This is a genomic window from Shewanella algidipiscicola (assembly GCF_900380485.1).
GTDB classification, from domain to species: Bacteria; Pseudomonadota; Gammaproteobacteria; order Enterobacterales; family Shewanellaceae; genus Shewanella; species Shewanella algidipiscicola.
In genome coordinates, this window is sequence record NZ_OXJV01000018.1 from 55,204 (window position 1) to 78,104 (window position 22,901).

19 protein-coding genes and 2 tRNA genes are annotated in these 22,901 nt (G+C 46.7%); 1 reads left to right on the plus strand and 20 read right to left on the minus strand.

Annotation, left to right across the window (positions count from 1 at the left end):
- Window positions 1–9: 9 nt before the first annotated feature.
- The 13 genes from truB to rlmE form a co-directional block, all read right to left on the minus strand.
- A complete protein-coding gene (truB, locus tag DN599_RS14105; protein WP_110458235.1) occupies window positions 10–957 on the minus strand; it encodes a tRNA pseudouridine(55) synthase TruB in 948 nt (315 codons plus the stop codon).
- Window positions 957–1,379 carry a 30S ribosome-binding factor RbfA gene (gene rbfA, locus DN599_RS14110; RefSeq protein ID WP_110458236.1) on the minus strand — a complete coding sequence of 141 codons (423 nt, stop codon included), beginning with the start codon at window positions 1,377–1,379 and terminating at the stop codon, window positions 957–959. The genes truB and rbfA overlap by 1 nt, the downstream gene beginning before the upstream one ends.
- A gap of 52 nt (window positions 1,380–1,431) precedes the next feature.
- Window positions 1,432–4,080 (minus strand): translation initiation factor IF-2, encoded by a 2,649-nt coding sequence (gene infB, locus DN599_RS14115; RefSeq protein WP_110458237.1) that lies wholly within the window; start codon window positions 4,078–4,080, stop codon window positions 1,432–1,434.
- Window positions 4,081–4,106: 26 nt separating this feature from the next.
- A complete protein-coding gene (gene nusA, locus DN599_RS14120) occupies window positions 4,107–5,606 on the minus strand; it encodes a transcription termination factor NusA (RefSeq protein ID WP_110458238.1) in 1,500 nt (499 codons plus the stop codon).
- A gap of 27 nt (window positions 5,607–5,633) precedes the next feature.
- Entirely contained in the window at window positions 5,634–6,089 is a 456-nt protein-coding gene (gene rimP / locus DN599_RS14125) for a ribosome maturation factor RimP (RefSeq protein ID WP_110458239.1), read from the minus strand.
- A 159-nt stretch (window positions 6,090–6,248) separates the two neighbouring features.
- Window positions 6,249–6,325, minus strand: a tRNA-Met gene (locus DN599_RS14130).
- A 103-nt stretch (window positions 6,326–6,428) separates the two neighbouring features.
- Window positions 6,429–6,514, minus strand: a tRNA-Leu gene (locus DN599_RS14135).
- Window positions 6,515–6,633: 119 nt separating this feature from the next.
- Window positions 6,634–6,978 (minus strand): preprotein translocase subunit SecG, encoded by a 345-nt coding sequence (gene secG / locus DN599_RS14140; protein ID WP_110458240.1) that lies wholly within the window; start codon window positions 6,976–6,978, stop codon window positions 6,634–6,636.
- Window position 6,979: 1 nt separating this feature from the next.
- Window positions 6,980–7,762 (minus strand): triose-phosphate isomerase, encoded by a 783-nt coding sequence (gene tpiA, locus DN599_RS14145; protein ID WP_110458241.1) that lies wholly within the window; start codon window positions 7,760–7,762, stop codon window positions 6,980–6,982.
- Between the two features lie 181 nt (window positions 7,763–7,943).
- Entirely contained in the window at window positions 7,944–9,275 is a 1,332-nt protein-coding gene (glmM, locus tag DN599_RS14150; protein WP_110458242.1) for a phosphoglucosamine mutase, read from the minus strand.
- 133 nt (window positions 9,276–9,408) lie between these two features.
- Window positions 9,409–10,194, minus strand: coding sequence for a dihydropteroate synthase (gene folP / locus DN599_RS14155; RefSeq protein ID WP_110458243.1), 786 nt, complete (start codon window positions 10,192–10,194; stop codon window positions 9,409–9,411).
- 339 nt (window positions 10,195–10,533) lie between these two features.
- On the minus strand, window positions 10,534–12,531 hold the full coding sequence (gene ftsH / locus DN599_RS14160) for an ATP-dependent zinc metalloprotease FtsH (RefSeq protein WP_239473314.1): 1,998 nt from the start codon (window positions 12,529–12,531) through the stop codon (window positions 10,534–10,536).
- Window positions 12,532–12,585: 54 nt separating this feature from the next.
- On the minus strand, window positions 12,586–13,215 hold the full coding sequence (gene rlmE, locus DN599_RS14165) for a 23S rRNA (uridine(2552)-2'-O)-methyltransferase RlmE (RefSeq protein ID WP_110458245.1): 630 nt from the start codon (window positions 13,213–13,215) through the stop codon (window positions 12,586–12,588).
- A gap of 91 nt (window positions 13,216–13,306) precedes the next feature.
- On the opposite strand from rlmE, the gene yhbY reads away from it, so the two are divergent.
- Entirely contained in the window at window positions 13,307–13,606 is a 300-nt protein-coding gene (yhbY, locus tag DN599_RS14170; RefSeq protein ID WP_110458246.1) for a ribosome assembly RNA-binding protein YhbY, read from the plus strand.
- Between the two features lie 62 nt (window positions 13,607–13,668).
- On the opposite strand, the gene greA is transcribed toward yhbY, so the two are convergent.
- From greA to dnaJ, 7 genes are all read right to left on the minus strand, one after another.
- A complete protein-coding gene (greA, locus tag DN599_RS14175; RefSeq protein ID WP_110458247.1) occupies window positions 13,669–14,145 on the minus strand; it encodes a transcription elongation factor GreA in 477 nt (158 codons plus the stop codon).
- A 318-nt stretch (window positions 14,146–14,463) separates the two neighbouring features.
- Window positions 14,464–17,685, minus strand: a complete 3,222-nt coding sequence (gene carB, locus DN599_RS14180; protein WP_110458248.1) for a carbamoyl-phosphate synthase large subunit — start codon at window positions 17,683–17,685, stop codon at window positions 14,464–14,466.
- A 20-nt stretch (window positions 17,686–17,705) separates the two neighbouring features.
- On the minus strand, window positions 17,706–18,878 hold the full coding sequence (gene carA / locus DN599_RS14185) for a glutamine-hydrolyzing carbamoyl-phosphate synthase small subunit (protein ID WP_110458249.1): 1,173 nt from the start codon (window positions 18,876–18,878) through the stop codon (window positions 17,706–17,708).
- A 161-nt stretch (window positions 18,879–19,039) separates the two neighbouring features.
- Window positions 19,040–19,855, minus strand: a complete 816-nt coding sequence (gene dapB / locus DN599_RS14190; RefSeq protein ID WP_110458250.1) for a 4-hydroxy-tetrahydrodipicolinate reductase — start codon at window positions 19,853–19,855, stop codon at window positions 19,040–19,042.
- 122 nt (window positions 19,856–19,977) lie between these two features.
- Window positions 19,978–20,595: a BamJ family beta-barrel-assembly machinery protein gene (locus DN599_RS14195; RefSeq protein ID WP_110458251.1), complete on the minus strand. Its 618-nt coding sequence runs from the start codon at window positions 20,593–20,595 to the stop codon at window positions 19,978–19,980.
- An 81-nt stretch (window positions 20,596–20,676) separates the two neighbouring features.
- On the minus strand, window positions 20,677–21,468 hold the full coding sequence (locus DN599_RS14200) for a M48 family metallopeptidase (RefSeq protein ID WP_420820875.1): 792 nt from the start codon (window positions 21,466–21,468) through the stop codon (window positions 20,677–20,679).
- A 259-nt stretch (window positions 21,469–21,727) separates the two neighbouring features.
- Entirely contained in the window at window positions 21,728–22,858 is a 1,131-nt protein-coding gene (gene dnaJ / locus DN599_RS14205) for a molecular chaperone DnaJ (protein ID WP_110458253.1), read from the minus strand.
- Window positions 22,859–22,901 lie beyond the last annotated feature (43 nt).

Here is a 22,901-nt window from a genome sequence, read left to right on the forward strand (position 1 = left end):
TTGCAAGCATTAAGCCTGCTCATCACGTAAAACAATCAGGCGCTTGGGCGCTAGCAAACCGTCATCATTCATTTCACCAATACCAACAAATTTGTGCCCATCACCAATGGTAATTCTCACTAATTGGTCAATAGGTAAATTGGCTACCTGGACCGGATTACCATTCATGAGGTAATGCGCCAACTCACTAGATACATTGATCTCTTTAAAGCTACTAACCGCGGTATCCATTGGTAGCAATAACGGGTCGAGTAGCTCTTTCGGTGGGCGCTGCTCACTCTCAGCCTGGGCTAATAGCGCCTCTAGCTGCTCAAGAGTGACCATTTTGTCATAAGGGTAACCTGCCACACCGGTGCGGCGCAGCATGATGACATGGGCCCCGCAACCGAGCATTTCGCCTAAATCATCGGTAATTGTGCGAATGTAGGTACCTTTAGAACAATGGATCTCCAAGGTTAACTCATCACCATCTAGCTTAATAAAATTAAGCTCATATACGGTTATAGGCCTTGCCTCTCTAGGCACTTCAATCCCTTCACGCGCATACTTGTACAATGGTTGACCTTGATACTTCAATGCCGAAAACATTGAAGGCACTTGCATGGTCTCACCGCGAAAAGACGCTAACGCCTCTTCAAGTTGTGCCTGAGTAAAATTGAGTGGGCGCGTTTGCACCACTTCACCATCAGAGTCACTGGTATCGGTGCGTACACCCAGTTTCGCAGTGACTAAATAACGCTTATCAGCATCAAGTAAGTGCTGCGAAAACTTGGTCGCTTCACCAAGGCAGATGGGTAACATACCCGTGGCTAATGGATCCAAAGCACCGGTATGTCCGGCCTTAGCGGCATTGTATATGCGCTTAACACGCTGCAATGCAAAATTGGAGCTCATCCCAGTGTCTTTATCGAGTAGCACTATGCCGTCGATAAACCGACCTTTAGGTTTACGCGCCATTACTTATCACCTTGCTCAAGTTCATCTGTGTCTGTTGCATCAGAGCCATGCTCTTTCGCTTTAGCCTGATCAGAGCTGATCACTTGGCTAACCAAGTTAGACATGCGCATACCTTCAACCAAGGATGCATCATAGATAAATCGAATTTCAGGCATCACACGCAGCTTCATACGGCCAGCGACCAATGAACGAACATACCCAGCGGCGGTTTCTAATGCAGCAAGCTTCTCCTCCACCACAGCTTTGTCCTCTTCAAAGAAGGTAACATAGACTTTGGCGTAACTGAGATCGCGAGACACATCGACGTCATTAACGGTAACCATACCAATACGCGGATCTTTAATATCACGCTGTAACACTTGAGCAAGCTCTTGCTGAAGCTGCTGAGCAATACGACGAGTACGACTAAATTCTTTTGCCATAATTATTGCCATCTCTTAACTAAAAAAGGCGGCTTGCGCCGCCCCTTTTTGATTATAAGGTTCGAGCGATTTCGATCGTTTCGAAGACCTCTATCTGATCGCCAACTCTGACGTCATTATAGTTCTTCACACCGATACCACACTCCATGCCACTACGCACTTCGCTAACATCATCTTTAAAGCGACGCAGTGACTCAAGTTCACCTTCGTAAATAACCACGTTATCACGCAGTACACGAATTGGCGCGCTACGCTTGATGGTACCTTCGGTAACCATACAACCAGCAATTGCACCAATCTTAGGCGACTTAAACACATCACGAACTTCAGCAAGACCAATGATCTCTTGCTTAAATTCTGGCGCTAACATGCCGCCCATTGCAGCGCGAACTTCATCGATAAGATGATAGATAACGCTGTAATAACGTAGGTCAACACTTTCGCTGTCGATAGTCTTACGCGCTTGTGCATCGGCACGAACGTTAAAGCCAACCATAATCGCGTTAGATGCTGCAGCAAGTGATGCGTCAGTCTCGGTCAATCCACCTACACCGCTAGCAATGATGTTAACTTTAACTTCATCGGTAGACAGCTTGTTAAGTGAATCAGAAATCGCTTCGAGTGAACCTTGTACATCGGCCTTAAGCACGATGTTAAGCTCCTGAACTTCGCCTTCTGTCATGTTAGCAAACATGTTTTCAAGCTTAGACTTCTGCTGACGAGCAAGTTTCACATCGCGGAACTTACCTTGACGGTACAGTGCAACTTCACGCGCTTTACGCTCATCACGTACAACGGTTGCTTCGTCACCAGCTGATGGTACACCTGACAAACCTAAGATCTCGACAGGAATCGATGGACCCGCTTCAGTGATAGCATTACCGTTTTCATCTTTCATCGCACGGACTTTACCGTACTCAAGACCACACAGAACAACATCACCTTGTCTTAGGGTACCTTCTTGAACCAGTACTGTAGCCACAGGGCCACGGCCTTTATCAAGTTTAGATTCCACAACAACACCAGCTGCCATACCTTCACGAACCGCTTTAAGCTCTAATACTTCGGCTTCAAGTAAGATCCCTTCAAGTAATTCGTCGATACCTTCACCTGTCTTAGCTGACACGTGACAGAACATGTTGTTTCCGCCCCAATCTTCAGACATTACGCCGTGCTGAGATAACTCAGACTTAACGCGATCAGGATCAGCCTCTGGCTTATCAATTTTGTTCACTGCAACGATAAGCGGAACGCCGCCGGCTTTAGCGTGTTGAATCGCTTCAATCGTTTGTGGCATCACACCATCATCTGCTGCAACCACCAAAATAACAATATCGGTTGCCTTAGCACCACGAGCACGCATAGCGGTAAACGCCGCGTGACCCGGAGTATCCAAGAAAGTGATCATGCCGTTTTCAGTTTCAACGTGGTAAGCACCGATATGCTGGGTAATACCACCCGCTTCACCTGAGGCCACTTTCGCACGACGAATATAATCGAGTAACGATGTTTTACCGTGGTCAACGTGACCCATAATGGTGACAACTGGCGCACGAGGCTCTAGCTTAACGTTTCCATCACGATCAGCAAGTACTTGATGCTCTAGCTCGTTTTCACGAGTCAGCACAACCTTGTGGCCCATCTCTTCGGCAACCATCTGCGCAGTTTCTTGATCAAGCACTTGGTTAATCGTAACCATAGAGCCCATCTTCATCATCTGCTTGATGATCTCTGTGGCCTTAACGGCCATCTTCTGAGCTAACTCAGCAACCGTTACCGTTTCGCCAATGCTGACATCACGGCTAACAGCAGCGACAGGCTTGTTAAAGCCATGGTCCATTGACTCTGGAGCGTTACGCTGATTACGGCCATTACGGTCACGTCCGCCACGGGTATCTTTACCGCCACGCTTCTTATTCGTAGCAGCCTTACCGCCAGCAGGTTTACGTGCACGACGACCACGTTTTTCCGCATTCATATCGGCAGTATCTTCTGCCGCACGCGCTTCGGTAGACGTAGTGACGTGATGATCAGCACTTTTTTCAGATTCTTTACGCAGACGTTCTTCTTCCGCCCAACGCTTCTCGTTTTCTTCAGCTAAACGACGAGCTTCATCCGCTGCCGCTTTGGCTTCTTCATCGAGCTTTTGTTTTGCTGCTGCTTCTTTTGCTGCTAACAAACGCGCTTCTTCAAGTTTGGCTGCTTTCTCTTCAGCAGTTTCTGCAACTGCAGGCTTAGCTTCAGCGGCTTTTTTAGCTTTGGCTTCTGCTTCGGCCTTAGCTTTTGCCGCTGCATCGGCCTTAGCTTTAGCTTCTGCTGCCGCTTTGGCCTTAGCTTCTGCTTCTGCTGCAGCTTGAGCTTCAGCTTCTGCCTTGGCTTTAGCTTCTGCTTCTGCCTCTACAGCTGGATCGCGCTTAACAAAAGTACGTTTCTTACGTACTTCGACTTTCACGTCTTTAGATTGACCGCCACTGCCTGCAACACTGAGTGTTGAGACAGATTTACGCTGTAATGTCATCTTGGTTGGCGCTGCATCGCCACCATGCTGTTTCTTCAAAAAGTCCAGCAGTTGCTGCTTTTCTTGTTCTGAAACAGTATCGCTTTTACTTTTCTTAATACCAGCCTCGGAAAACTGCTCAACTAAACGTTCAGCACTCTTGCCAACTTCTACGGCCAGTTTTTCTACTGTAGTTTCTGCCATCTGTAAAATCCCCTCTGTTGATCGACTTATGCTTCTTCGCCAAACCAACAGATATTGCGGGCTGCCATGATGAGCTCACCAGCCTTTTGTTCTGTTAATTCTTCAATCTCGATCAAATCATCAATGCCTTGTTCGGCTAAATCTTCAAGCGTAATTACGCCTTTACTTGCCAGCACATACGCCAAATGACGCTCTAAACCTTCTAAGGCAAGTAAATCTTCGCTCGGCTCAGCACCATCGAGTGCTTCTTCGGACGCCAGAGCCCGTGTAGAGATAGCGGCTTTCGCACGTTCTCTCAATGATTCAACGATATCTTCGTCGAATCCGTCGATGTCCAGTAGCTCAGTTTCAGGTACATAAGCAATCTCCTCTAATGAAGTAAAACCTTCATCAGCAAGAACCTGAGCAAAATCTTCATCGACATCCAATGCGCTAACAAACAAGTTAACCACCTTCGCACTTTCTGCTTGGTGTTTAGCTTGCATATCAGCCACTGTCATTACGTTTAGCTCCCATCCCGATAACTGGGTTGCTAGACGTACGTTTTGACCGTTACGGCCAATAGCTTGCGCCAATGAATCTGCTTCAACAGCAATATCCATTGAGTGGTTATCTTCATCAACGATGATAGATGCCACATCTGCTGGTGCCATAGCGTTGATAACAAACTGTGCTGGATTGTCATCCCAAAGCACAATATCAACACGCTCGCCACCTAACTCATTAGAAACGGCTTGAACACGTGCACCACGCATACCAACACATGCACCGATAGGGTCGATACGACGGTCGTTGGATTTAACAGCGATTTTGGCACGAGAACCAGGATCACGAGCAGCTCCCATGATTTCAATCATTTCGTCTGCAATTTCAGGTACTTCAACACGGAACAGCTCCATGAGCATTTCCGGCTTAGTACGTGTTAAAAACAGCTGCGCACCGCGCGCTTCTGGACGTACGGCATATAGCAATGCACGAACACGGTCACCAGGACGGAAGCTTTCACGTGAGATCAAGTCTTCTTTAAATAACACTGCATCAGCATTGTTACCTAAATCAACCACGACACTTTCACGGTTACTCTTCTTCACCACACCGGTGATCAACTCACCTTCTTTCTCGCGAAATTGATCAACGATTTGTGCACGCTCAGCTTCACGCACTTTCTGTACGATCACTTGCTTAGCTGTTTGGGTCGTTATACGGTCAAATACCACAGATTCGATCTCATCTTCGATATAATCACCGACTTGGATCTCTGGGTCCTCGTATTTTGCCGCTTCTAATGTAATTTCACGAAATGGATTTTCTAACGCTTCACCATTATCGTCAACCACCATCCAACGACGGAAAGTTTCATAAGCACCCGTTTTACGGTCGATAGCGACACGAACTTCAATATCGCCTTCATACTTTTTCTTGGTTGCTGTGGCGAGCGCTGTTTCTAACGCTTCAAAAATCTTTTCGCGCGGCACGGCTTTCTCATTTGAAACCGCCTCAGCGACTAGCAGAATCTCTTTATTCATCCTCTTGCCTCGTTCACCTTGAATCCATCAAAACTTAGCGATTAAGTTGCCTTTGCGGATGTTATCCAGGGCAATAATCAGTTCGTTGCCATCGACAGCCAGAGTGAGCATCTGCCCCTCTACACCCACGACGGTACCTTTTAAATTACGACTACCAGCAACAGGCATAGTCAATTGAACCTTTACAGTTTCACCTATGTAGAGCGCATATTGCGCGGCATTAAATAGCGGTCTATCTACACCTGGAGAAGAAACTTCTAATGTGTATTCGGTTGAAATGGGGTCTTCGACATCGAGTACGGCACTGACTTGACGACTCACGTCGGCACAATCGTCAATAAAAATGCCTTTTTCATTGTCGATATAAACACGCAAGATTGAATGTTTACCCGCATGTACGAATTCAATACCCCAAAGACTGTGGCCTAATGCTTCAACTGGTGCGATAAGCATCTGTTCCAGTTTACTTTCTAAAGTTGCCAAGGTTACCCCCCGAAAAACAAAAAAGGGCCTAAAGCCCCAGTATGACATCGCTAAATAGCGACATTTTAAAAGTCCAGATAACAAAAAACCCCGTAATCACGAGGTCATAGCATTCAGAACCTGTAACAGAAATGAAGAGTATCTTCACTACTGGGAAACTGGTTGCGGGGGCCGGATTTGAACCGACGACCTTCGGGTTATGAGCCCGACGAGCTACCAAACTGCTCCACCCCGCGACAACTGCTGCAATTATATGGATAGTGCCCCATATTTGCAATAATAAAGCTGCTTATATCGCGACTTTATTTAACTCAGACCAATGTGATATTAATCTAAATTTGGTGCGGATGGGGGGACTTGAACCCCCACGAGCATAGCTCACCACCCCCTCAAGATGGCGTGTCTACCAATTCCACCACATCCGCATGTGATTGTTACACTTTAACTATCTTGTCTCTATTTAGTTGGTAATGAGGATTACCAAGAGACCTAATAGTCACGTCAATAACATTGACGTCTTGATTTAGCCTATTAAGCTAAAACCTTAGTCAGGAATTTTATCTTCTGACTGAGTTTGGCTTTCAGTTGCATCAGTCACTTGCTCAGTAACTGCAGCAGCGTCTGCACCTAAATCTTTCCACGATTCTTCATTTTTAGCGTGATTTGCACTTAAGTTACCTATGGTTAGACTTAATGCAAAAAATGCAATTGCCAAAATGGCTGTAGAACGTGTTAAAAAATTACCCGATCCTGAAGATCCGAATAATGTTGCTGATGCTCCGGCGCCAAAAGAGGCTCCCATATCAGCACCTTTACCCTGCTGGATTAAGATTAGGCCTACGAGACCTAGTGCAACCAACAAGTATATAACCATTAGAACTTCGTACATATTATGCGCTCATTGCTATCGAACATAAACTTAAAAACTCGGTAGAGTTTAAGCTTGCACCGCCTATCAGTCCACCATCTACATCAGGTTGAGCAAATAGATCTGCTGCATTACTCGGTGTTACGCTACCACCGTACAAAATCCTGATATTCTCTCCAATAAATGGAGACACTTCAGAGAGACGCTTGCGTATAAACGCATGAACTTCTTGTGCCTGCTCTGGCGTAGCGCTCTTACCCGTTCCTACTGCCCATAAGGGTTCGTAGGCGATAATCGCGTTATCAAAAGCCATGGTACCATTTTTTTCAATGACTATGTCTAGCTCTTCAGCAATCACTTCAAAAGTGCGTCTTGCTTCACGAGCTGGACCTGACTCACCAACACATAAGATTGGGGTCAAACCGTGCTTTTGAGCTGCAGCAAATTTCTCTGCTACGATATCACTAGTTTCGCCGTACATACGACGACGTTCGGAGTGACCGATAATAACATATCGACATCCTGAATCTTTTAGCATTTGCCCTGACACTTCACCAGTATAAGCACCGAAGTCATGCTGACTTACGTTTTGTGCGCCCATTCTGACTAGACAACCATTTAAGGCTTCTTTATTAGCATCAAGCTGCTGCCGTACACTTTCAAGAAATATACTTGGCGGACATAAGACTACTTCCGCAGAATCGTTTTGAAGCTTGGTAGCGAATTTATTAAATAGCTCTTGCGCGAGTTGCGCTGTGCCATTCATTTTCCAGTTACCAGCGACCATTGGGCGTCTTAGTGCCATCACTGTCTCCTTCTGAAAGCGGCGTGAATAATAGCGAACCACTTGTTAACTTACAATACCTAAATAGCGAATTTTTGCTATAAACGTACCGCTCGGCTACTTTTTACCCTTAACGGATGGTAAACGAACAGGATTTAACCTTAAAAGATTAAATCCTGTTGATCTTACGCGTAAAAACTAATTAGACCAATGCCCTGATAGCATCGGCAATCCTATTTGCGTGACGAGTCACATCACTGGCAACATCTCCCTCAACCATCACACGGATCAACGGCTCAGTTCCCGACTTACGTAACAATACCCGACCGCGATCGCCCAGTCGTTTCTCAACCTCAGTTTTAGCCGCTAACACGCTATCGGCTTTGAGTGGATCATGGCTGCCTTCAAAACGCACATTAACCAAAACTTGTGGTAGCATTTTAATGCCTTCGGTCAGCTCTTCCAACGTCGCTTGCTTACGGCACATTGCTGCTAAGACTAAAATACCCGCAATGATACCGTCACCTGTTGTACCGTGATCTAAATTCAAAATATGACCTGAATTTTCGCCGCCAATACGCCACTGGTTCTTCTTCAGCATCTCCATTACATAGCGGTCGCCGACTTTAGAGCGAGCGAAAGCGATGCCTCGCGCCTTAAGGGCAAGATCTAACCCTAGGTTGGACATTAAGGTCCCGACAACGCCCCCTTTAAGTACGCCTCGGTCCTGTGCATCACAGGCCAAAATATACAGGATCTCGTCGCCATCGATCACCTTACCATGACGATTGACCATCATGATGCGATCGCCATCGCCATCGAGTGCAATACCTAGATCGGCTTGTTCTGCGATGACAGTTTCACGGATCTTACCCATTGCAGTAGCGCCTACCTCATGGTTGATATTGGTACCATTAGGCGATGCGCCAATTACAACGACATCGGCGCCAAGCTCACGAAAAACATTAGGGGCAATATGATAGGTGGCGCCATGAGCACAATCGACCACAATTTTGAGCCCTTTGAGGGTATGTTCGGCGGGGAAATTGCCTTTACAATATTCAATATATCGACCGGGGGCATCTTCGATGCGTGAGACTTTACCTAGTAGATGAGATTCAACACAGACAAGTGGCTTTTCTAGTTCAGCTTCAATCTCAAGCTCAATGGCATCGTCTAATTTACTACCATCATTGGAAAAGAATTTAATACCGTTATCGTAATAGGGGTTATGCGACGCACTGATCACTACGCCCGCTTCTGCTCTAAAGGTACGGGTTAAATAAGCGACCGCAGGTGTTGGCATAGGTCCCATTAGCATCACGTTTAATCCGGCAGCAGATAGACCCGCTTCCATCGCTGATTCAAATAGGTAACCTGAAATTCGCGTATCCTTACCGATAATCACCTTATTGGTACCAGAGCGCGATAATACCCTACCCGCTGCCCAGCCCAGCTTTAATGCCAATTCAGGCGTCATTTTGCCTGAGCCGACCTTGCCTCTAATGCCATCGGTGCCAAAAAACTTTCTCACAATATTAACCCCTTGAGTCCTTTCTTAGGACTTCATTTTTTACAATGTGTACTGATAAGCATGACTGACTAAGCGACCCCAAAGTGCCGACACTTAACCACAAATGCTGTATTTTATCGCTTATCTAGCTCACTTACAGTGTTTTATAGTGCTCCATTGCCTGCATAACGGCAATCATGTCCATAGTCTCTTTTACATCATGCACTCGAAGAATATGTGCACCGCGCTGAAGACTCAACATACCGGCGGCTAAACTGCCAGCTAATCGCTGCTCGACATTTGCTGATAATAATTGGCCGATCATACTCTTACGCGATAACCCTATCAGCAGTGGCAATTCAAAATGCTTAAACTCAGCCAAACGATGCAGTAACTCGTAATTGTGTGCCAAGCTTTTTCCGAACCCGAAACCTGGATCTAGAATAATGTGTGAGCGAGGTATTGAAGCATCAATACAGGCTTGAATACGTTCAACAAAAAATTGAGTAACATCAGCAATAACATCATTATATTGAGGCTGTTCTTGCATAGTACGAGGCTGACCTTGCATATGCATTAAACAAACAGGAACGCCTAGGGCTGCAGCCGTTGTTAACGCGCCCGGTTCTTGCAGTGCCCTGACATCATTAATAAGATCTGCTCCAGCTTTAACCCCCTGCGCCATCACCTGCGCTTTACTGGTATCGATAGATATCCATACCTCGTGACGGGCATGAATATATTCTACCAGTGGGATCACTCTATCTAGCTCTTCTTGTAAAGAAACCTCTACCGCACCAGGGCGGGTAGACTCGCCGCCAATATCAATAATGTCGGCACCAGCAGCAATCATCTGCTCGGCATGCTGGCAAGCGTGTTCAAAATGCGAGTAGCTGCCGCCATCAGAAAAAGAATCTGGTGTGGTATTTAATATCCCCATGACTCTAGGTTGGCTTAAATCTAATGTTTTCTGTCTACTAACTAATTGCAAAAGAGGATCCTCGACATTATGACTATTTTACGCTGAGCAATATTAACCTGTACTGTCAATAAGGCTCAATAAGTTGCACCTCAAGCATAAAAAATTGAAATATCGCTAAAAAATAAATTGAATTTCAATGTGGCATCTAGCAAATGCCAATAGCCTCATACTCAAAACAGTCTGCTTAACTGCTGGCTAACAAACCTATCTCAAAAAGGTTTCTCACATTATGCCTTAAAACAAGAAAACCCCTTACGGGGTTCTCTTTTAGTAGCGATATAATATTAATAGGCTAACTTATTTGGTCACAGGAGACTCATCACCATCTTTAACGTCACCTTGATCAGTCACATCCTTTGGCGTTACCGCATCATCTTGGACATCTGAAGAGCTAGCATCACCTGTCGCGGTATTGGTGTCACTGGCGGACTTTTTGCCACCTTTATCACCACCATTGCTACCATTCTCATCCAAGTTCCAATCGGCAGGCTGACGCACTTCACGACGTGCCATTAGATCTTCTATTTGAGCCGAATCAATGGTTTCATACTTCATTAACGCATCTTTCATGGCATGAAGAATGTCCATGTTATCAGTCAAGAATTTTTTAGCTCTGTCGTAATTAGAATCGATCAGCATCTTGACTTCATCATCGATGATTTTTGCGGTCTCATCTGACATATGTTGCGATTTACCCATGCTGCGACCTAAGAACACTTCGTTCTCATCTTCAGCATACAGTACAGGCCCCAACTTTTCTGAGAACCCCCACTGAGTCACCATGTTACGAGCGATAGACGTTGCATACTTAATGTCTTGCGATGCACCAGTAGAAACTCGCTCACTACCATAAATCAACTCTTCAGCAAGACGTCCGCCGTAGGCGACCGAAATCTGACTTTCAAGCTTTCTGCGGCTCTGACTTATGGCATCGGCTTCTGGCAAGAAGAAAGTCACACCTAACGCACGGCCACGTGGAATGATAGTCACCTTGTGCACAGGATCATGCTCAGGCACTAAACAACCCACAATCGCGTGGCCTGCTTCATGGTAAGCAGTCATTTCTTTCTCTTCTTCCGACATCACCATAGTGCGACGCTCCGCGCCCATCATGATTTTATCTTTGGCACTTTCAAACTCTTCCATGCCCACCACTCGGCGGTTATTACGGGCAGCAAACAATGCCGCTTCGTTCACCAAGTTGGCCAGATCAGCACCAGAGAAACCAGGTGTACCACGGGCAATCACGCTGGCTTTAACATCGTCAGCCAGAGGCACTTTACGCATATGCACTTTAAGAATTTGCTCACGACCACGTACATCAGGTAAGCCTACGACCACCTGACGGTCAAAACGACCTGGACGCAGCAGTGCAGCATCGAGCACATCTGGGCGGTTAGTCGCCGCAATAACAATAATACCTTCGTTACCCTCGAAACCGTCCATTTCAACCAACATCTGGTTTAGTGTTTGCTCACGCTCATCGTGCCCACCACCGACACCCGCGCCGCGCTGGCGACCAACGGCATCAATCTCATCGATAAAGATGATACAAGGCGCTGACTTTTTAGCCTGTTCAAACATGTCACGCACACGTGATGCACCGACACCCACAAACATCTCTACGAAATCAGAACCTGAAATAGTAAAGAAGGGGACTTTAGCCTCACCAGCAATCGCTTTAGCCAGTAATGTTTTACCTGTACCTGGAGGGCCGACAAGTAAAACACCTGTTGGAATGCGACCGCCTAGCTTTTGGAATTTAGTGGGCTCTCTAAGGTAATCGACCAGCTCTTTAACGTCTTCTTTGGCTTCGTCACAACCTGCAACATCGCCAAACGTCGTCTTAATCTGATCTTCACTCATCAATTTGGCTTTACTCTTACCAAATGACATCGCGCCCTTACCGCCACCGCCTTGCATCTGGCGCATGAAGAAAATCCATACCCCGATGAGCAGTAACATAGGGAACCAAGAGATAAATATCTGAGTTAAGAAGCCAGATTCTTCCGCTTCTTGCCCCTTCATTATCACCCCTTTGCGATCAAGATCATTAATCAGATCTTGGTCATACATCGGCATAATAGTGGTAAATTTCTCGCCGGTTTTTTTAGTCCCTTCGATAGTACGCTGATCACTTTTTATCTCAACAGTATTAACCTGTCCGGCACGCACATCGTCCAAGAATGTTGAATAATCCATCTTCAACGAATTTGATGAAGAGGGGGAGTAGCCCTGAAACACTGACATCAACACTACGGCGATGACAACCCAGAGAATTAAATTTTTTGCCATATCACTCAAAATTACTAGACCTCATACAGTCTTGCGGTTACTGACGTTAGGTTACTACAACTTGTATCCTGTCGCCACAAGATAGACTTCACGCGAACGCGGTCGCGAAGAGTCTGGCTTACGTGTTTTAACGGTTGTAAATGCTTCTTTAACCGTTTTCATATAATCGTCAAAGCCCTCCCCCTGAAAGACTTTGACCGCGAAACTGCCATTTGGTGCCAACACTTGATGACACATATCTAATGCAAGTTCGACCAAATACATGGCCCGCGGCTGATCGACGCCGCCTGTACCACTCATATTGGGCGCCATATCAGATAGCACGACATCAACTTTAGCATCACCGACACGTTCAAGTAAGGCCTCGAGCACTTTATCTTCTCGAAAGTCTCCTTGTAAAAAATCGACCCCAACGATAGGGTCCATAGGTAAAATGTCACAGGCGATGACTTTACCCTTATCACCAGCCAGTTTAACCGCGATTTGCGACCAACCTCCTGGTGCAGCTCCTAAATCAACCACAGTCATTCCTGGGCGGATTAATTTATCTTTCTGCTGAATTTCTTCAAGTTTAAACGCGGCACGCGAACGTAAGCCCCGTTTTTGCGATAATTTAACATAGTGATCATCGAAATGTTCCTGCATCCAGCGAGAGGAACTTGCTGTTCGTTTTTTACCTGACATTTAAAATCCGTAACAAATATGAGTTACACAAAGGCTATATGAGGGTAGAATAGCGTTTTTTCAACAGTAACTCAGCATAAAGTTGGTAGAAATGAACTTAACAACCAAACAAAAACAGCACTTAAAAGGCTTAGCACATAACTTAAAGCCTGTTGTACAGCTTGGTTCCAATGGTCTGACTGAAGGTGTACTGGCTGAAATTGATAATGCACTCTCTCATCATGAATTAATCAAAGTGAAAGTAGCCTCTGGAGACAGAGAGCTAAAAAATGCAGTCGTTGACGCCATCGTACGCGAAACACAAGCTGAAAAAGTTCAGCTTATCGGTCACGTATTGGTCCTTTTCCGTCAATCTCCAGAAATGAAGATTGCCATTCCTAGAGCAAAGTAAATTCATTTTGCTTAATAAAAAAGCCGCTATTAATTAGCGGCTTTTTTGTATCACCTTGTCGACTAGATATATTCAACTTTGATGATTTCAAAATCACTAGTGCCACCCGGCGTGGTGATTGAGATTTCATCATTGACGTTTTTACCTATCAAACCACGGGCGATAGGTGAACTAACCGACAACAAATTTTGTTTAATGTTGGCTTCATCTTCACCCACAATGCGATAGGTGAATTCTTCTTCGGTATCGATATTTAAGATAGTCACTGTCGTCCCGAAAATCACTCGACCAGTATTTTCCATCTTAGTCACATCGATGATCTGTGCATTAGACAGTTTACCTTCGATGTCACGTACACGCGCTTCACACAAACCTTGCTCTTCGCGGGCCGCATGGTATTCAGCATTTTCTTTCAAATCACCCAGCTCTCTGGCAATGCCGATCGCTTCAGCAATCTTAGGACGCTTATCAAACTTTAAAAAATCTAACTCTTTACGTAGTTGTTCAGCGCCAACTACAGTCATCGGAACCTTATTCATAGGAACGATCGTCTCCTTAAAAACAAAAGCATCCTAGCCAGCCTGGCCCAAGTTTAGGCCACTGACTAAGCAAAATAACGCATGGAATACCCCTATTCTATACCGTGATGCCACTAGATGCTATTGAATCACGCTCAGTTAGTCGTAAGCCCATAAGAACGGTGTTTTTTACTCCGCCTAGCTGAACATATAGCAGGGGCTGCACAGCGTGAATGTAGGCAAACTATGACGAAACAGCAAGAGCCACAAGGGTCATCATTGTAAAATAACCCCATGAAAAAGGCCGCTATCGCGGCCTTTTCTTCGCTCAATAACGCCTTAACCAGTAATACGCTGGTGCAACTCTTGCACCGACGTCACATTGGTACGGTCATCTGCAGCGTGCGCCATGCACGTGGCAAAAGCCGCGTTCAATGTCGTGGTGTAGTTAACCTTATAACGCAATGCACCGCGGCGAAGTTGACGTGAGTCTTCAATCGCTTGGCGACCTTCGGTGGTGTTCACTATGTAGGTGTATTCATCGTTCTTAATGCGATCAAGAATATGAGGACGACCTTCGTGTACCTTGTTAACTAAGCGAGGGTTGATCCCTGCCTCGCCCAGCACCACAGCAGTACCGTGAGTGGCATCAATTTCATAGCCAAGTTCAATCAATTTAGCCGCTAAATCGGCAACACGATTCTTGTCGCTGTTACGCACAGATAATAACGCACGACCAGACTTAGGCACTTCCGATGTCGCACCAAGCTGTGCTTTAGCGTAAGCTTCGGCAAACGTATCACCCACGCCCATCACTTCACCTGTTGAGCGCATTTCTGGGCCAAGCAGAGGATCGACACCGGGGAATTTATTGAACGGCAATACCACTTCTTTCACTGAGTAGAAAGGCGGAATCACTTCTTGAGTAAAGCCTTGCAATGTTAGTGATTGGCCCGCCATCACGCGCGCGGCAATCTTAGCTAACGGCACACCCGTCGCCTTAGAGACGAATGGCACGGTACGTGCTGCGCGAGGGTTAACCTCAATCATGTAGATGTTGTTATCTTGCACCGCAAACTGCACATTCATCAGGCCGACCACACCCAGCTCCATTGCTAGCTTGCCAACCTGCTCGCGCATTTCAGCTTGAATCGCTTGGCTTAGGGTGTATGGTGGCAGTGAACAACCCGAGTCACCAGAGTGAACTCCCGCTTGCTCGATATGCTCCATAATCGCACCAACCACCACGATTTCACCGTCGCAAATAGCGTCGATATCCACTTCAATCGCGTTGTCAAGGAAACGGTCTAGCAGCACAGGCGAGGCATTAGACACGCTAACCGCTTCATTAAAGTAGCGACGCAAATCCTGCTCGTCATAAACAATTTCCATTGCGCGCCCACCCAGTACATAGGATGGACGTACCACGAGCGGATAGCCGATACGCTCGGCGGAAATCACCGCGCCTTCAACCGTGGTTACGGTATCATTTTCAGGCTGTTTCATCTCAAGGCGTTCAATCGCTTGCTGGAAACGTTCGCGGTCTTCGGCTCTGTCGATGGCATCAGGGCTGGTACCAATAATAGGAACCCCAGCGGCTTCTAAATCACGAGCCAACTTAAGTGGCGTTTGGCCACCATACTGGACAATCACCCCTTTGGGCTTTTCGATACGCACTATTTCAAGCACATCTTCAAGGGTTATCGATTCGAAATACAGCCTGTCAGAGGTGTCATAATCGGTTGATACTGTCTCTGGGTTACAGTTGACCATAATGGTTTCATAACCGTCTTCACGCAGTGCTAATGCGGCGTGAACACAACAGTAATCAAACTCAATCCCTTGACCAATACGGTTTGGCCCACCACCAATCACCATGATTTTTTCACGATCTGATGGGTTAGCCTCGCACTCTTCCTCGTAGGTAGAGTACATGTAGGCCGTATCGGTTGAGAACTCTGCGGCACAAGTATCGACGCGCTTGTACACGGGATAGATCTCATGGCGATAGCGCAATTTGCGCATCTCGGCTTCACTGACACCTAACAGCACGGCAAGGCGAGAATCGGCAAACCCTTTACGCTTGAGCTTGTATAAGAAATCCTTATCCATGCCCGACATACCGAGTTCTTTGACTTGCGTCTCTAGCGTCAGTAGCTCTTCAATTTGAATAAGGAACCAAGGATCGATATTGGTCAGCTTAAAAATTTCTTCTAAGCTCAATCCCGCGCGAAATGCATCGCCAATATACCAAATACGGTCTGCACCAGGCTCTTTTAACTCATGTCGAATACGAGACAAGGCATCCTTATCTTGAATATCGATGATAGTGTCTAGACCATTAACGCCCACTTCTAATCCACGCAGCGCTTTTTGCAGCGACTCTTGGAAAGTACGGCCAATCGCCATCACTTCACCCACGGACTTCATCTGGGTAGTTAAACGGTCATTGGCACCGGCAAATTTTTCGAAGTTAAAACGCGGCACTTTAGTGACAACGTAATCGATTGCAGGCTCAAATGAGGCTGGAGTCGCGCCACCAGTAATGTCGTTGCTTAGTTCATCTAGGGTAAAACCAACGGCAAGTTTTGCGGCGATTTTAGCAATGGGGAAACCTGTGGCTTTAGATGCCAATGCCGATGAGCGAGACACCCGAGGGTTCATCTCGATGATCACCATACGGCCATCTTTAGGGTTGATACCAAACTGCACATTTGAGCCACCGGTTTCAACGCCAATTTCACGCAGTACCGCAAGTGATGCATTACGCATCAACTGATACTCTTTATCCGTTAACGTTTGCGCCGGAGCCACTGTAATAGAGTCCCCCGTATGCACGCCCATCGGATCGAAGTTTTCGATTGAACACACGATAATACAGTTATCGTTGCGGTCACGAACCACTTCCATTTCATATTCTTTCCAGCCAATTAACGACTCATCGATAAGCAATTCATTGGTTGGTGAAAGGTCTAGTCCTTGCGAACAGATCTCTTCGAACTCTTCCTTGTTATAGGCGATACCGCCGCCGCTGCCACCCATGGTAAATGAGGGACGAATAATACAAGGGAAACCGACCTCATCGAGCACGCCATAAGCGTCCTCCATGCTACGGGCGATACCGGCACGCGGACATTCAAGACCGATAGCCTTCATTGCCTCATCGAAGCGGCTGCGATCTTCCGCTTTGTCGATAGCATCGGCTGTCGCGCCAATCATCTCGACATTAAATTCACTCAATACACCTTCGCTTTCTAGGCGCAGTGCACAGTTAAGTGCGGTTTGACCACCCATGGTAGGCAAAATGGCGTCTGGACGCTCTTTGGCAATAATATTGCGCACCACTTCCCACTGAATCGGCTCGATATAGGTCGCATCGGCCATTTCAGGGTCGGTCATGATAGTGGCAGGATTCGAGTTAACCAAAATAACTCGGTAACCCTCTTCACGAAGTGCTTTACAGGCCTGAGCGCCCGAGTAATCGAACTCACACGCTTGCCCAATCACAATCGGGCCGGCACCTAAGATTAGAATACTTTTTATATCTGTACGTTTTGGCATTGCTGAAACCTTCTCCCGGACTACTTAGCGTGGTGACGATATTGTTCAATCAACTCAATAAAGTGATCAAACAAGGGGGCCGCATCATGTGGACCTGGACTCGCTTCAGGGTGCCCCTGAAAGCTAAAGGCAGGCTTATCGGTAAGATGGATACCTTGCAACGAACCATCAAATAACGACTTATGCGTCACTCTGATATTATCGGGTAGGCTCGCTTCATCAGCAGCAAAACCGTGGTTTTGGCTGGTGATCATCACGTTGCCGAGTTCGATGTTGCTCACGGGATGGTTAGCACCATGGTGACCAAACTTCATCTTCAAGGTTTTAGCACCGGATGCTAGTGCCAGTAATTGATGCCCTAAGCAGATACCAAATACAGGAACGTCGGTTTTTAAGATATCTTGAATCGCGCTAATGGCGTAATCGCATGGCTCTGGATCGCCTGGACCATTGGATAAAAACACCCCATCAGGATTCATCGCTAACACTTCGCTAGCAGGCGTTTGGGCGGGAACCACAGTCACATCACAACCGCGGTCGACTAACATACGTAAAATATTGCGCTTCACACCATAGTCATAAGCAACGACTTTAAATTTTAGTTCTGCTTCTGGTGTGTCATCCGGCAGACCGCCGACTAAGCGCCAACTGCCACTGCGCCACTGATATTGCGTGTCAGTGGTCACTTCTTTGGCTAAATCCATGCCTTTTAATCCGGGAAAGGCTTTAGCGGCAGCAAGGGCTTTAGCTTCATCCGTATCACCGACGACGATAGCGCCAGCCTGCGCGCCTTTTTCCCTTAAAATACGCGTCAGTTTACGCGTATCAATATCAGCTATGCCGACAACATTATTGGCTTTAAGATAATCACTGAGGGATTGCTGATTTCTGAAGTTACTGGCCATTAGCGGTAAATCTCTAATGACTAATCCGCATGCATGCACAGCATCTGATTCGGTATCTTCACTATTGGTTCCTGTGTTACCAATGTGTGGGTAGGTTAAAGTAACAATTTGACGAGAATAGGATGGATCAGTAAGAATCTCTTGGTAACCAGTCATTGAAGTGTTAAAAACCACTTCTCCTACTGCCAGTCCATCAGCACCAATTGCAGTGCCAGAGAATACGGTTCCATCTTCGAGTACGAGTAAGGCAGACTTTGTCAACGCGACCTCCGAAAAGAGCCAAGCCATTGTATAATAGGGTTTTATTTTACTTTTAAAATACCAATTTCCGCTGAAATACGAAATTTTGACAAATTCCGTCAATTCTATAGGTCAAGTAGCAACTCGTCTATAGGTAGCGGGTAGTTTATTTCAAAAAAAAACGCCATATGGGCGTTTTTTATTAAATACTAATCTTTCAGGCCTAACACCTGCTGCATGTCATAAAGACCCGGATCTTGATCGCCAAGCCAAAATGCGGCGCGCATAGCACCATTGGCAAAGGTCATTCTACTGGATGCTTTATGGGTGATCTCTAAACGCTCACCGATGTCGGCAAACATCGCTGTGTGCTCACCGACTAAATCACCAGCACGGATCGTTGAGAAACCAATGGTCTCGCGCGAACGCTCTTCCATTATGCCCTCGCGGCCATAAACGGCACATTTTTCAAGATCGCGGCCTAGCACATCAGCAATCACCTCGCCCATCTTAAGCGCTGTACCAGAAGGCGCATCCTTCTTGTATCTGTGATGACCTTCGATGATCTCGATATCGGTATAGTCGCCCATCACCTCGGCGGCTAATTCCAACAAACGCCACATCAGATTCACCCCAACAGACATATTGGGCGCCATCACGATAGGCGTGGTTTCGCCATATGCAGCAATCTGCTCTTTTTGAGCATGGTTAAAGCCTGTGGTACCGATAACGATACCCTTACCATTGCGTGCACACCAATCGGTATGTACCACGCTGGCTTCAGGAGAAGTGAAGTCGATCAAAATATCAAAGTCATCGACAGCTTGATCAAGCGAATCGGTGATCGCCACATTCATCGCCCCGACACCAGCAAGCTCACCTGCATCGACACCAATCAGTGTCGAACCGGCACGCTCAATCGCAGCACCTAAAAAGATATTGCTACTCAGTTTGGCCGATTCAATAAGAGTTCGACCCATTCGGCCGCTGCCACCAGTAATAGCGACTCTTACTTGCTCTGTCATCTACCTCTCCCTCAAATCTATATTGCGCTGTTTTACGGTTTATTATTATGTCCAATAGACCACAAAACTCGCTTTAAATACAATACAAAAAAAAGCCTAAGCAATGGCTTAGGCTATTTTTATTAAAGTATATCGAGCAACTCAACTTCGAACACTAACGCCGAGTATGGCGGAATTGATGCACCAGCACCACGCTCGCCGTAAGCTAGGTGATGCGGAACATACAGCTTCCACTTAGACCCAACAGGCATAAGTTGTAGTGCTTCGGTCCAACCGGCAATCACGCCAGATACTGGGAACTCGGCAGGTTGATCACGTAATACTGAACTGTCAAATACGTCACCACCGATAAAAGTACCATGGTAGTGAGTACGAACAGTAGAATCATAAGCAGGCTTATCACCATTACCTTCGGTAATGATCTCATACTGCAGACCAGACTCTAGGGTTACGACACCTTCACGTTGTTGGTTTTGCGCAAGGAAAGTATCACCTTCAGCAGACGCAGCTGCTGCTGCAGCTTCTTGTACCTTCTGAATACGCTGACTAATTTCAGTGAAGGCAGTTTGAAGATCTTGCATAGAAACCGCACTCTCTTTACCGTCAAACGCATCAGATAGACCAACTTGTACAGCTGAAATATCAATACCTTCAAAAGAGTTTGCCGCTAATTGCTCGCCTAGTTGGCGACCGACACCGTAGCTGGCATGCTGTTCAATTGTGGTGAACTTGTCAGACATAATGATAATACTCTCATTTATTCAATTAATTTCGCGGCGGATCCTACCATACTATGCAACAAAAAACTCGCGAATAGCCAATTAGTCACAGCTATTTTTTACCTTAGCTTGGCTTGCCTGATATAAGGGCATCACCTTAGGTTGCATCTGTTGTAAATCGGCAATACGACGTCCGTGGGACGGGTGTGTCGAGAGCAACTCGGGGCCTTGGCTGCCCCCCGCCTTGGCCATATTTTGCCACAGTTTAATGCTTTGGCTGGGATCGAACCCCGCCCGAGCCATTAACTCAACGCCCATAATATCGGCCTCACTTTCTTGCTCACGACCATAGGGCAATACAAAGCCCACTTGGGCACCTAAGCCCAGCGCCGCCATATAAAGTTCGCGATTGCCCACCCCGCTAACATCCAGTGCCGCATTCGCCAGCTGCATGCCAACTCCCGTCACCTGCGCCCGAGAGACTTGCTCATTACTGTGATTGGCTAGCACATGTGCCACCTCATGCCCAATAACGGTAGCTAGCTGATCTTGATTCGTCGTCACTTTGAGCAAGCCGGTGTACACCCCAATATGGCCACCAGGCAATGCAAAGGCGTTTATCTGCTCAGACTCAAATAGCACGACTTCCCATTTGGGTTGCCCGGCAGGCAATACCGCGGTAATGCGAGAGGCGACGCAGCGAACATAGGCGATACGTTGCTTATCTTTACTTAAGGCTTGTTGCTGTTTCATCTGCTCAAATGATTCGGCGCCCATTTGATCCATCTGCTGCGCCGAAAACAGCAAGGTTTGCGATCGCCCTGTGGGCGACAGATTTGTCACGCAGCCGGCTAATATGACTAGTATTACCACTGTTATCATCTGTTTCATCATCAATTCCTTTAGGGTCCACCAGCCAGCAACTATGCCAAAAATGCAACGGATACTCTATCATCATAATACACGCCCTAATCACAGCAATCTTTCGGCATAGTAGTGCCTCGATATCATGGCTAAAGGAGCTAGCGGCTACGGGCTTAATCGTTTGATGATAATGCCGAGTAAAGTTGAGCCGTTACAGCATATATTAGCGAGAGTAGGCCATAAAAAAACCTCGCATTGCGAGGTTTTTTTTAGATGTTAACGCTTAGCATTAACTATTTAAGTCTTGAAAGAACTTTTTCACACCATCGAAAAAGCCTTCAGCTTTAGGGCTGTGCTTTTTTGCCGACCCCGTCAGTGTTTTGTCAAAATCACGCAGTAACTCTTTTTGCTTTTCGCTTAAGTTGACTGGTGTTTCCATCACAACTTTACACAGCAGGTCACCCACTGCATGGCTGCGAACCGACTTCACCCCTTTGCCGCGTAAACGGAACATACGTCCTGTTTGTGTCTCGGCTGGGATCTTAAGGCTTACCTTACCATCAAGGGTGGGCACTTCAATCTCACCGCCCAGGGCTGCTGTGCTAAATGAGATAGGCACTTCACAGTACAGGTTGTTGCCATCACGCACGAAAATAGCATGTTCTCGCACCGTGACTTGCACATATAAGTCACCTGCTGGTGCGCCAAACTCGCCCGCTTCACCTTCGCCAGAGAGACGAATGCGATCGCCAGTATCCACCCCTGCTGGGATTTTAACTGACAGGGTTTTACTCTTCTCGACGCGACCTTCGCCATGACACTTGTTGCAAGGATCTTTAATGATCTTACCGCGGCCATGACACGTTGGACAGGCTTGCTGTACGGCAAAGAAACCTTGGCGCATCTGCACTTGGCCTTGGCCATGACAGGTGCCACATGTGGTTGGTGATGAGCCTCTTTTCGCGCCGCTACCATCACACGCATCACATGCTGCAAGGGTTGGAATGCGTAGCTCTTTGGTTAAGCCTCTCACCGCTTCTTCAAGGGACAGTTCGAGGTTGTAACGTAAGTCACTACCGCGCGCTGCTTGACGCTGACCACCACGACGGCCACCACCAAAGATATCGCCAAACACATCGCCGAACACATCACCGAAATCGGCACCGCCGCCGAATCCGCCGCCACCACGATTAGGATCGACGCCCGCATGACCAAACTGATCATAGGCGGCTTTCTTATCGCTGTCGGTTAGGATTTCGTAGGCTTCTTTTACCTCTTTAAAGCGGGTTTCAGCCTCTTTGTCACCCGGATTACGATCTGGGTGAAACTTCATGGCTAGCCGCTTATAAGCCTTTTTAATCTCTCGTTCGCTGGCGTCACGACCTACGCCTAATACTTCGTAATAATCTCGCTTTGACATAGTCTTATACTTTCTGCGCTAGAGTTGTACGAACGGGCGTTAG

Bases quoted from the DNA above. Each gene is read 5' to 3' on its own strand.
- truB (WP_110458235.1), bottom strand. From the start codon at position 957: ATGGCGCGTAAACCTAAAGGTCGGTTTATCGACGGCATAGTGCTACTC.
- rbfA (WP_110458236.1), bottom strand. From the start codon at position 1,379: ATGGCAAAAGAATTTAGTCGTACTCGTCGTATTGCTCAGCAGCTTCAG.
- infB (WP_110458237.1), bottom strand. From the start codon at position 4,080: ATGGCAGAAACTACAGTAGAAAAACTGGCCGTAGAAGTTGGCAAGAGT.
- nusA (WP_110458238.1), bottom strand. From the start codon at position 5,606: ATGAATAAAGAGATTCTGCTAGTCGCTGAGGCGGTTTCAAATGAGAAA.
- secG (WP_110458240.1), bottom strand. From the start codon at position 6,978: ATGTACGAAGTTCTAATGGTTATATACTTGTTGGTTGCACTAGGTCTC.
- tpiA (WP_110458241.1), bottom strand. From the start codon at position 7,762: ATGGCACTAAGACGCCCAATGGTCGCTGGTAACTGGAAAATGAATGGC.
- folP (WP_110458243.1), bottom strand. From the start codon at position 10,194: ATGGGGATATTAAATACCACACCAGATTCTTTTTCTGATGGCGGCAGC.
- ftsH (WP_239473314.1), bottom strand. From the start codon at position 12,531: ATGGCAAAAAATTTAATTCTCTGGGTTGTCATCGCCGTAGTGTTGATG.
- rlmE (WP_110458245.1), bottom strand. From the start codon at position 13,215: ATGTCAGGTAAAAAACGAACAGCAAGTTCCTCTCGCTGGATGCAGGAA.
- yhbY (WP_110458246.1), top strand. From the start codon at position 13,307: ATGAACTTAACAACCAAACAAAAACAGCACTTAAAAGGCTTAGCACAT.
- greA (WP_110458247.1), bottom strand. From the start codon at position 14,145: ATGAATAAGGTTCCGATGACTGTAGTTGGCGCTGAACAACTACGTAAA.
- carB (WP_110458248.1), bottom strand. From the start codon at position 17,685: ATGCCAAAACGTACAGATATAAAAAGTATTCTAATCTTAGGTGCCGGC.
- carA (WP_110458249.1), bottom strand. From the start codon at position 18,878: ATGGCTTGGCTCTTTTCGGAGGTCGCGTTGACAAAGTCTGCCTTACTC.
- dapB (WP_110458250.1), bottom strand. From the start codon at position 19,855: ATGACAGAGCAAGTAAGAGTCGCTATTACTGGTGGCAGCGGCCGAATG.
- DN599_RS14195 (WP_110458251.1), bottom strand. From the start codon at position 20,595: ATGTCTGACAAGTTCACCACAATTGAACAGCATGCCAGCTACGGTGTC.
- DN599_RS14200 (WP_420820875.1), bottom strand. From the start codon at position 21,468: ATGATGAAACAGATGATAACAGTGGTAATACTAGTCATATTAGCCGGC.
- dnaJ (WP_110458253.1), bottom strand. From the start codon at position 22,858: ATGTCAAAGCGAGATTATTACGAAGTATTAGGCGTAGGTCGTGACGCC.